Source organism: Bradyrhizobium sp., from assembly GCF_019242285.1.
Classification (GTDB): Bacteria; Pseudomonadota; Alphaproteobacteria; order Rhizobiales; family Xanthobacteraceae; genus Bradyrhizobium.
In genome coordinates this window covers 1-10,564 of the sequence record NZ_JAFAVV010000735.1, presented here as the reverse complement: position 1 = coordinate 10,564, position 10,564 = coordinate 1, and the positions used below count along the sequence as shown (strand labels likewise).

The 10,564-nt window shown below is 67.2% G+C and carries 10 protein-coding genes; 3 read left to right on the top strand and 7 right to left on the bottom strand.

What is annotated here, in order from left to right; genetic code table 11:
* Nucleotides 1–259: 259 nt before the first annotated feature.
* Entirely contained in the window at nt 260–616 is a 357-nt protein-coding gene (locus JOY90_RS29810) for an Hpt domain-containing protein (protein ID WP_291694678.1), read from the bottom strand.
* A complete protein-coding gene (locus JOY90_RS29805) occupies nt 613–2,784 on the bottom strand; it encodes a hybrid sensor histidine kinase/response regulator (RefSeq protein WP_291694677.1) in 2,172 nt (723 codons plus the stop codon). Before JOY90_RS29805 ends, JOY90_RS29810 begins: the two co-directional genes overlap by 4 nt.
* A gap of 566 nt (nt 2,785–3,350) precedes the next feature.
* Between JOY90_RS29805 and JOY90_RS29800 the strand changes: the two genes are divergently transcribed.
* Nucleotides 3,351–3,881: an ankyrin repeat domain-containing protein gene (locus JOY90_RS29800; RefSeq protein ID WP_291694676.1), complete on the top strand. Its 531-nt coding sequence runs from the start codon at nt 3,351–3,353 to the stop codon at nt 3,879–3,881.
* Here JOY90_RS29800 and JOY90_RS29795 read toward each other — a convergent pair whose 3' ends face one another.
* The 5 genes from JOY90_RS29795 to JOY90_RS29775 form a co-directional block, all read right to left on the bottom strand.
* Nucleotides 3,882–5,327 (bottom strand): bifunctional serine/threonine-protein kinase/universal stress protein, encoded by a 1,446-nt coding sequence (locus JOY90_RS29795; protein ID WP_291694675.1) that lies wholly within the window; start codon nt 5,325–5,327, stop codon nt 3,882–3,884.
* Between the two features lie 4 nt (nt 5,328–5,331).
* On the bottom strand, nt 5,332–6,072 hold the full coding sequence (locus tag JOY90_RS29790) for a metallophosphoesterase family protein (protein WP_291694674.1): 741 nt from the start codon (nt 6,070–6,072) through the stop codon (nt 5,332–5,334).
* 147 nt (nt 6,073–6,219) lie between these two features.
* Nucleotides 6,220–6,834 carry a hypothetical protein gene (locus tag JOY90_RS29785; RefSeq protein ID WP_291694673.1) on the bottom strand — a complete coding sequence of 205 codons (615 nt, stop codon included), beginning with the start codon at nt 6,832–6,834 and terminating at the stop codon, nt 6,220–6,222.
* The gene (locus JOY90_RS29780; protein WP_291694679.1) at nt 6,831–7,499 is read right to left on the bottom strand and encodes a hypothetical protein; all 669 of its coding nucleotides are present in this window, start codon (nt 7,497–7,499) and stop codon (nt 6,831–6,833) included. Before JOY90_RS29780 ends, JOY90_RS29785 begins: the two co-directional genes overlap by 4 nt.
* Nucleotides 7,489–8,256: a MotA/TolQ/ExbB proton channel family protein gene (locus tag JOY90_RS29775; RefSeq protein ID WP_291694672.1), complete on the bottom strand. Its 768-nt coding sequence runs from the start codon at nt 8,254–8,256 to the stop codon at nt 7,489–7,491. Before JOY90_RS29775 ends, JOY90_RS29780 begins: the two co-directional genes overlap by 11 nt.
* Before the next feature lie 188 nt (nt 8,257–8,444).
* Between JOY90_RS29775 and JOY90_RS29770 the strand changes: the two genes are divergently transcribed.
* Nucleotides 8,445–9,806 (top strand): histidine kinase, encoded by a 1,362-nt coding sequence (locus tag JOY90_RS29770; protein ID WP_291694671.1) that lies wholly within the window; start codon nt 8,445–8,447, stop codon nt 9,804–9,806.
* Nucleotides 9,803–10,471 (top strand): response regulator transcription factor, encoded by a 669-nt coding sequence (locus JOY90_RS29765; protein WP_291694670.1) that lies wholly within the window; start codon nt 9,803–9,805, stop codon nt 10,469–10,471. Before JOY90_RS29770 ends, JOY90_RS29765 begins: the two co-directional genes overlap by 4 nt.
* Nucleotides 10,472–10,564: the final 93 nt, after the last annotated feature.

Here is a 10,564-nt window from a genome sequence, read left to right as displayed (position 1 = left end):
ACTAAGCGCCGTCTTGCACGGAAAGCTTGCCAAGCAAAAGCAGAAGCGTGCCCACCATTCAGAGCAGTGCTATTGAAATAATGGTGGGCACGGCGCTTCGCGCCCTAGCCACCCTACGGCCCCGACCGGGATGTACACAGCTTGCTCCACCGTCATTGCGAGCGAAGCGAAGCAATCCACGCCTCAGCTCGGGGATAGATGGATTGCTTCCTCGCTGCGTTCCTCGCAATGACGATCCTTCTGCACCAGCGGATACGGCTCAGGCCGCCGCCGTCTCGGACAACAGCTCGGCGCGCGCGAAGCGCTCGGTGATGTCGAACACGGCCTGGATGATTTCGATCGCCTTCTGCACGTCGCCCGTCGTCATGGTCTCGGTGCCGGATTCGAGGCTGCGGCCCAGTTCCGACAGTTTCAGGAAACCGAAGGTTGCCGACGAGCTCTTGAGCGAGTGCGCCTCGGTCTTGATGTGCGCCCGCTGCGAGTCCGAGGACAATGCGCTCACCTTGAGCTGGGTATCGTCGAGGAACGCGCGCAGCACGTCGGCGGCCTCCTCGTCGCCGACGTCCTCGCAGAGCTGCAGATAGGCAGCCTTGTTGCAGATCGGATTCTCGCTCATGCGATCAGCCTTGGCGGTTGGGGAGCCTCGCGCGAGCGCAGCAGTGCCGCGCCCAGCCGTTCCCGGTTGACAGGTTTGGTGACGAAGTCGTTCATGCCCGCGCTCAGGCAGGCGATCGCGTCCTGCTGGGTCGCATTGGCGGTCAGGGCGATGATGTAGACGTCGCAGGCCGGCGGCGGCAGTTGTCGGATCGTGCGGGAGGCGGTCAAGCCGTCCATCTCCGGCATCATCATGTCCATCAACACGAGATCGTAGGGCTGCTTCTGCACCGCGGCGACCGCCTGCACGCCGTTCTCGACCAAGTCCGGCCTGAAGCCGAGCTTCTCCAGGAGCTTCTTGATCACGAACTGGTTGGTCGGGTTGTCCTCGGCAACCAGGATTCTCATCGCGCCAGCATCATTGGCAGTCGGCACGATCGATGCGTCGTGCGTCTCGACCTGTGCGACGGCCTCAGGCTCCTCCTGCGGCCGCACCTGTACCGAGAACGTGAAGGTCGAACCTTTGCCGAGCGTGCTCGCGACCGAGATCGTTCCGCCCATGCATGCCACGAGGCGCTTGCAGATGGCGAGCCCGAGGCCGGTGCCGCCGAAGCGGCGCGAGATCGAGCTGTCGACCTGCGAGAATTCGCGGAACAGCAGGCCGACGGCATCCTGCGGGATGCCGACACCGGTGTCCGTCACCGTGAAGACCAGCCGGGTGAGCGCCTCGCCCGCGGTCTCCGCCTTGATGCCGACCTCGACGCCGCCGGTCTCGGTGAATTTGATGGCGTTGCCGACGAGGTTGAACAGGACCTGGCGGATGCGGGCCGGATCGCCGACCGCACGCTTGGGCACGTCGGCGGCGATCGCCGCGGTCAGCGCCAATCCCTTGGCGCGGGCGCGCGACATCAACAGGGCGATCGTCGCCTGGACCGTGCGATGCACCTCGAACTCGACGTGCTCGATCTCCAGCCGGTCGGCGTCGAGCTTGGACAGATCGAGCACGTCATTGAGGATCTGCAGGAGATAGTCTGCGGATTCCCGCAACGTAGCGGCGATCTTCTTCTGCTCCGGCGGCAGGTCGCCGGCGACCAGGAGATCCGCGAGGCCGATGACGCCGTTCATCGGTGTCCGGATCTCGTGGCTCATCATCGCCAGGAATTCGCTTCGCGCGCGCCTGCCAGCTTCCGCCGCGTCGCGCGATCTGGCGAGGCCCGCCTGATAGCGCATCATCAGGACGGTCACGACGACGATGCCGAGGCTGAGCAGCACGGCGGCGAGGATGTTCTGGTCGCGGTCATGCGCGTAGTCGGCGAACACATCCTCGGTGGCGAGACCGACGATGACGCCCAGCGGATAGTCCCGCAGCTTTCGATAGGACAGGATGCGCTCGACGCCGTCGCTCCGGCTCCGCACGGTGACGTGGCCGCTGCCCTGCCGCGCGAGGTCAGCGATGACGGTTTCGGACATGGAGGTGCCCACGGCCGCGGCGGAAGAACCGCCGCCGCCGGCGCGGATGATGCCATCGAGGCCGACCAGGGTGACGGTGCCCTTCTTGCCGACGTCGACCGACTCATAGAATCGCGAAAGGTATTCCGGATCGAGCGACCCCACGACGACGCCCGCGAACTTGCCGTCCATGCCGATGATACGCCGCGTTAACTGAATCGACCATTTCTTCGACGCCCGGCCGAACACGGGCTTGCTGATGAACAGGAAGTCCTCGGTGCTGTCAGCATGAACGCGGAAGTGCTCGCGATCGTGCAGGTCGATCCGGCTCGTCTGGTCGAGACTGCTGGTCAGCATGATCCCGTCCTTGTCGATGACCACGACCTGGAACGAGAAGTCGGTCGGGAACTGGCTGTTCTTCGCCCACAACGACATGTCGAAGTGCTGTGGATCCCTGGCGTAGGAATCGCGCACGTAGAGCAGCGTCTGGTCCGCGGCGCGGATCGCGCGGACGATGCTTTCCTCGAAGGCGCGCGCGAAATTCGAGCCGTCATGCAGCGCGTCGCGCCCGGTCCTGGAGCGTTCTTCCGTGACGCTGTAGAGCACGCCCGCCCAGACGAGCCCGATCGCGCCGATGCCGCTCAGCGCGACGCCGTAGCGGCCGACCCGGCGCGCTAGCTTGTCCAGGCCTCTCGACAGGCTCGCCAGGGCGCGCTGAACATGTGACTTCAAGCGAGTCATTTTCTCTCCCCTGCATGCGGCAGATACCGAACACAGGTGCACATCGGGTAAAGCCCGCACCCGCCGACCGCGAATAGCGGCGATGGACGGTACCGACCTACGCCTGCCGCCGCAGAATTACGGAAACGACCGGGTGCGACGGCGAAGCACGCGGCCTGTGCAGCGGCACAACTCCGCCCCGAACCACCATGTGCAATGCAACCAACCAGTTGGTTCCACAGCCCGGAAGTTTACGGACTTGACCGAGTCGGCAAACAGGTAGACGTCCTTGCAACCCAGAGCGCGCAACGCCTCGAATGACTACCGCGGAGCGAGGCGTGTGTTGCTCCGGCATCAGCCTCGCAAGACTCCCGTCCCAAAATCGGACGCATGCGATTCATCTAGTGGTCCGATTGCAACATCATCTTCGATTTCGACACGGGCCTTTGCAAAGGTCGGAATCAGACGACCACGAGCCGCCGATTGATGGTAGTTAAACACTCGAATTGACATTGCGCCCGGCATCAAAGGCCTTGTTGCACTGCCAAATCCGATAATTCCAGAAGAGAACGAATTGGGAGTCGCTCATGAGCAAGAATGCCAATCGTCGGCCGCGCCAGCGCACGACGGCCGATAGCGTCTACGGCGCGGCGCTGCAGCTCGCCGCGTTTCGCGGCCACACCGAGCGCGTCATGGAGCTGATCACGGCCGGCGCCGATGTCGGCGCGACCGATAGCGACGGCGACACGCCGCTGATGCTCGCGGCCGCGCACGGCCACACCAACATCGTCTCGATCCTGCTGCGCAACGGTGCCGATTCGAATGCGAGCAACGACCGCGGCGAGACGGCGCTGCACCAGGCCGCCTATGGCGGCCATGTCGAAGCGGTCAAGGCGTTGCTGGCCGGCGCGGCCCGCGTCAATGCCCGCGACTTCGGCGGCTCGACGCCGCTGATCTGTGCCGCCTTCCGCGGTCACGCCGACGTCGCCGCCGCGCTGCTCGCATCGGGGGCCGACGTCAGGATCAGGAATCATTGCGGTCACGGAGCGCTCGATCTGGCCGCACATAACGGTCTCGACCTGAGCGGCAAGCTGTTGCGGTTCGAGCAGCGCGGCTGATCAGCCGGCGGCCGCGCCCGACGTGCCGGCTTCCCCCCGCGGCGCAGAGGCTGCTCGCGGCGGCCGGACCACGGTCACGGTGCAGGGCGCCTCCGCGGCGACCTTCGCCGAGACGCTGCCGAGCAGCGAGCGCAGCATCGAATCCGCCCGCGCGCCGATGATGATATGGTCGACGCGGTTGGCGTTCGCGAATTCCAGGATCGCGGACGCCTCATCGACCGCTTCGAGCACGTGAACCGTCAGCCTGCCTTCGTCGAGCGCGAGTGGCGAGGCCCAGTGCCGCAGCGCCACCAGACGGTCGACGTGCTTGTTGTGGCCGGCCTCGTCGAGCGTCCGGTCGATGGTGAGCCGGCCGAGCTTCAGGACGTTGACGCAGGCGAGCCGCGCGGACGGCAGCGTCGCCAGCATCCGCCCTGCGGTGAGGCGCAATGCGGCATTCAATTCCTCCGAACCTTCGGCCGTGTCGATCGCGACTGCCACGATCGGGCTCGCGGCGAGCTGGGCTGCGATGTCGGACTTGGCCCGCGGCAGGGTCAGCTCCGGGTTGAAGCGCCGCCGCCATGCCGTCGAGAGCGGATCGCGCCTCAACCGCTCCGATCGCGCGGTCAGCCTGACCTCGTCCGGATGGGAGAGATCGAAAGCGAGCTGCGAAGCCGTGGGATAGCGCCAGACCGGCTGGATCTCCAGGCAGCGCAGCACGATCTCCTGCAGCCACGGCGGATAGTCGGCCTTGAGCTTTCGCGGCGGCTGCGGGTCGCGCCACAGCCGCCGGCGCATGCCGCGCAGCGTCTCGGTCTCGCCGAACGGCCGCTCGCCCGTGGTGAAGAAATAGAGCAGGACGCCGAGCGCGAACAGATCGCTGCGCGGGTCGTCGCGCACCCCGAGCAGCCGCTCCGGCGCCATGTAGGGCGCGGTGCCGTAGGGCAGGCGGAATTCCTCCTGCAACAGATCGGGCAGGTGATTGTGGTGCGACAGGCCGAAATCGATCAGCACCGCCTCACCGCTCGCACGGAACATGATGCTCGACGGCTTGATGTCGTGATGGACGACGTTCTGCCGGTGCAGGTCGGCGAGCGCGGTCGCGATGCCGGCCGCGAGCGCCCTCGCCTCCTCGTAAGCGAGCGGCAGCGCCGGCAATCGCTTGTAGAGCGTCTCGCCCGCGATGCGCTCCATCACCACATAGGCCTGCTGGGCGAAATCGCCGGTGCCGAAACAGGCCGGCACATGCACGCCGTTGAGCCGCGGCAGGATCTGCTGCTCCATCTCGAAGGAGACGATCGCGGCCGGGTCCTCGCCCTCGGCGACGCGCGGCACCTTCATCAGCAGCGGCACGGTGATGTCCGGCCGGGTCACGCTCCACAGCGTCGCCATGCCGCCGCGATGCACGCATTCGCCGATGGTGAAGCCGTCGATCTCGGCGCCGGGCTGGAGCTTGAACGGCGCCATGGCGCTATCTTCCGCGCGACAGCCGGTCGGCGAGCCAGGACGGCAGGCCGTTGTCGCGGATCGCCTGCGCCGCGGCCTCGACGTCGTAGGGCACGCGGCAATAGGTGATCTCGCGCGAGGCCGTGTCGTAGGTGACGAAAGAGGCCGCCGGATCGCCGTCGCGCGGCTGGCCCACCGAGCCCACGACCGCGAGCCATTGCCGCCCCTTCAACAGCGGCACGCCGGCGCCGGAGGTCGGCACGAAACTCGTCATCTTGGCGGTGATCGACATCGAGTAGAGCGCGGGCCTGTGGATGTGGCCGCAAAAGGTGACCTGCGCCGATGTCGCGATCATGCTGCGGGCCGCGTCCGAGCTCGATTGCACGTAGCGCCAGCGCGGCGGACTGGAGGCCTCCGCATGCACATAGAGCCGGTCCTCGTCCGTCAGCTCCAGCGGCAGTCCGGCCAGAAAGCGCCGCTGCGCGACGGAAAGCCGGCCGCGTGTCCATTCGATCGCCGCCTGCGCCTCCGCGTTCATGCTTTCGCTCGATGTGGCGATGGCATTGTCGTGGTTGCCGCGCACCGCCATCGCGCCGCCTTCGACCAGTTCCATGACGGTATCGACCGTCCATTCCGGATCGGCGCCGTAGCCGACGCAGTCGCCGAGACAGATGAGACGCTGCGCGCCCTTCGCGCGCGCCGCATCCAGGCATGCGGCGAACGCCTGCCGGTTGGCATGAATATCCGCAAAGACAGCCAGCAGCACGCGTTCCTCCACCCTCATGCTAGGGCCCGCATGGTCGCGAGATTTTGAGGGATATCAAGACAGCATGCGCCAGCGCCTGCCCTGCCCGCAAGGCAGCCCAAGGCAGCCCAAGGCAGCCCAAGGCCGCCCAAGGCCGCCCAAGGCCGCCTATGGCTCCTCCGCGTCCTTCGGCGGCATGCGCGGCGGCAGCAGCGGCGTGAAGGAAAGGCCATAGCCGGCCTCGGGGCCGGCCTGGAACGTTCCCGTCGAAGGGTCGCCGCCCGAAGTCTCGAGAATCGTCTTGGGCAGGATGTATTCGCGCGCGGCATCGATCAGGCCGCCCTCGCCGGTGCCGAAATCCGCGGCGCGGCCGCCCTGCTGCGGATGGCCGGCGGCGATCTGGTCGGAGGCATGCTGGGTGATCCCGGCGAGCCTGTCGCTGTAGGGCACACGAAAGGCCCTGGGGACGCCGCTTGGCCGGTTGTCCTCTCCCAGCGCCTCGACCCAGAGATAGATCGCGCCCGGCTCTCCCTCCAGCGAATGCGGCTCCACGATCCGCGCCTGCAACAGTTTGAAGCTCCCCGGCAGGCGGTCGACGCTCGCCCAGCCGAGCAGGCCGCGCGTCGCGTTGAAGCTCACGATGTAGAACGCGCTCGTGACGACCACCGCCAGCGCCTTCGCCGGCCAAGGCAGCCGGGCATAGGCGAGCACGACCAGCAGCAGTGCGCCGATGAGTGCGTAAGCGACCGACAGCGCGATGATCACCGATTGCAGGCTGCTCATCGCGACATCCTGACGCCGGTTTTCGGATCGAGATCGGCGCCGTTGGCGCGGACGTTGCGGAACGTCTCCAGGAGCGATTTCGGCCGCCGCTGCACGTCGACCACCTTGCCCTCCGCATCGAGCCAGAACCGCAGCGCCGTCTTCTCGTCGCCGGTGTGGTCGACCGTCACCCTGTCGTCGAACACCACCTGCGCGGTGGGATTGAGCTTCTGCACCTTCACGGTCGCGTCGACCGGCGCCCGCGTCGTCGCCTGGAAATGCGAGACGTTGACGGTGTATTCGCCGGCGACGATGCCGCGCACGGTCACGATCTCCTCGCGGATCGGCGACGGAATCTTGCGGCCGTTGACCAGGATGAAATCGTTGGCGCCGCCGCGGTCGTCGCGGTCGAGGGTGAGGAAGCCGGCCTCGCGATGGCGGTACCAGGCGATGTTGCCGATCGGGTCCTGCACGAACAGGTCGAGATCGTCGGGGTGGTTGTCGGGCCAGTCCATGGTGATGATGAACTCGGCCTTGGAATCGACCTTGCCCTCCTTGTTGTCGGGCGAGATCGCGAGCAGCGCGAGGAAGAACAGGAAGGCGACCACCTGCAGCGCCTTGAACAGCATCACGCTGAAGGGATCGAACGGCTCCTCGCGCGGATAGAGCCCGAAATCATCCATGATGCGCCCGCTCCAGCGCCGGCGTGACGCGCGTCTCGGTCAGCGTGACGGCGTCGGAGAACACGAGCTGCGTCGCCGCGTCCAGCATGTAATACTGGATGCGGACCAGGATCGAGCCGACCAGGCCGGCGAGCGTCGTGTACATCGCGACCGCCATGCCGTCGCTCATCAATCCCATCGAGGAGCGCATCGCGACCTTGTCGGCGGCATCGAGCCCCGCGATCGGCGCCAGCATGATGATGAAGCCGATGATGGTGCCGAGCAGGCCGAGCTTCATCAGCGTGTCGGACGAGAATGCGCCGAACCCGTTGGAGCCGCGCAGGCGGTCGGCGAGCGTACGGAGCAGCAGCGTCTGGTCGAGCCGGCCCTCGCCTTGCGTCGTGGCCTTGGTGATCAGGCTCTTGATGTGATCGGCCACGAGCCCCGGCGGCAACAGCCGCGCGTCCGCATCGAGCGCCCCGGGTCCGTCGGGCGCCGACAGGATGGCGCGGCAGCGCCGTGCCGCCTCACCCTCCCGCGTGATCGCGCGGGTGCGCCAGAAGCAGTGGACGCAGGTGACGACATAGAGCGCGACGATAACGCTCGAGATATAGGTGCGGTCGGAACGCACCATCAGGCCGATCAGGCCGTAGCGCCACAGCAATACGCCGGCGAAGATCGAGAGCCCGGTGAAGATCATCCAGAGCAGCAGCACGCTGCGCTCGCGGCTCTCCGCCGAGGGCGCAATGCCGGCGCCATTCATGGAACTGGTCAGGCTCATCTCGCTTGGCTCCCGCGCGTCCCCGTTTGGCATGTTAGGTGAGCCGGCGGCGGCCGTCCAAAGCGATCTGCCTGCGAACAATCGGGAAATTTGCCCGAGCCTGCTGCGCCGCGTGCCATGCGCAGATCACAGGCTTGGCACTCATTCTGGCGATTGTTACTGTGCCTCAAAATCAGGGAGGTGTCGGCATGCGCCTCGTGCTTCAGCTCATCGCCCGGCTGCTCGTCATCGTGGCCCTGTGCCTTGGCGCCGCGACGCTGTGGGCGACGATCGACGCCTATCGCAGCGTCGATCGGGCGACGGCGGCCTCCGCCGAGCGCGTCTCGCAAGCGTTGCAGGCCCTGTACTGGCGGGAGTTGCTGTTGCGCGGCAACAGGGCGCGCGAGCACCTCGTGCCGGCGGGCGACTGGCGCACGCTGGAAACCTCGAAACTGATCGCGCCCGGCGTCTGCATCCGCTTCGAGCCTGCGATCGGCGTCGAGCGGCCGCTGTGCGGCCAGAGCGCCGGACTCGGCAGGACGCCGCCAACCTGGTTTGCCGCCATCGTGCCATGGCTGTTCGGCAACCACGCCACGGTCGCGGAGCCGATCAGCGCGCGCTTTGCCGGCGCCGGCACGGTATCGGCCGTCCCGGACAGCGACGCCGCGCTCCGGCTCGCCTGGGAGCACGTCCTCGATGTCATCGACGTCGCCTGGCTGATGGCGCTCGCGATCGGCCTGCTGGCGTCGCTGGCGATCGCCCATACCCTGGCACCCGCGCACGCGATCGTGGCGGCGCTGCGCGGCATGGCCAATGGTGAGTATCGCAAGAAACTGCCGCGCTTCCGCTCCATGGAGCTTGCGATGATCGGACAAGCCGTCACCGATCTCGGCGAGCGGCTCGCGGACGCGACGGAACAGCGTGCCGTGTTGACCCGGCGGCTCCTGGAGGTACGCGAGGACGAGCGGCGCGCGCTGGCGCGCGAGTTGCACGACGAGTTCGGCCAGAACCTGTCCGCCATCCTGGCCTTCGCCAGCACGATCGAGGTGACGAGCGACGATCGTCCGGAGAGCGCGCAGGACGCGCGCATGATCACGCAGGCCACGCTGCGGATCATGGCCTGCCTGCGCGACACCTTGAACCGGCTGCGCCATCCGGCGGCCGAGGAGCTTGGGCTCGAGGCGAGCCTCGTCGACCTCATCGAGAGCTGGCGCTCGCCGCATGCGGCGCGGCCCATGGTGCAGCTCGATGTGCGCGGCGACCTCACCGACGTACGCGGCACCGTTGCCGCGACCGCCTATCGCGTCGCGCAGGAATGCCTGACCAACTGCCTGCGCCACTCGAGCGCGCGCGAGATCGTGCTCAGGATCGAGCGGCGCAGCGGCAGCGAGAACGCGCTGGTCATCCGCGTCGAGGACGACGGCGGCGGCGACGCCGCGAAGGTCGCGCAATCCGCGGGCTTCGGCCTTACCGGCGTCCGCGAACGCGTCGCCGCGCTTGGCGGCTCGCTCTCGATCGCGCACGCCTCCGGTGGCCTCAGCGTCGCCGCGACGATCCCGCTCGCCGCATGACCGGTCGGGCCGCAGCGACGATCTCGATCCTGCTGGTCGACGATCATCCGATTGTCCGGCAGGGCTATCGGCGCGTGCTGGAGCATCAGGGCGATTTCCGCGTGGTCGCCGAGGCGGACGGTGCCGCCGTCGCCTATGCCGCGTTCAAGAGCCACACGCCTGATGTCGTGGTGCTGGACATTTCGATGCCGGGCGCAAGCGGGCTGGAGGCGATCCGCAAGCTGCGCACGCGCAGCGACGACGTCCGCATTCTGGTCTTCTCCATGCATGGCGAAGCGCCGCTGGTGAAGGCGGCCTTTGCCGCCGGCGCCAATGGCTATGTCACCAAGAGCTCCGAGCCGACGGCGCTGATCCGGGCGATCCGCGCCGTGACGCGCGGCGAGCGCGCGCTCAGCGACGACATCGCCCACGCGCTTGCCGCCGACAGCCTCGACCCGCAGCGCTCGAAGCTCGATTTGCTCGGCGAGCGCGAGATCGAAATCCTGCGGCAGATCGCCGCCGGCGCAACCAAGGAGGAAATCGCGGCTCACCTCAATCTCTCGACCAAGACGGTGCAGAACTATCATTACCTGGTAAAAGCCAAGACCGGGCTGCGCACCGACGCCCAACTGGTCCGCCTCGCCGCCGAATGCGGCCTGACCGATCCGCCCCCGCCGCCGCGCTGAGCCGCCCCGCCACGGAACACGGTGTAGGCCTCTCGCATTTGGGCACGGTGATGGTTTCACCTCCCCCTGAAAGGGGGAGGTCGGATCGCATCG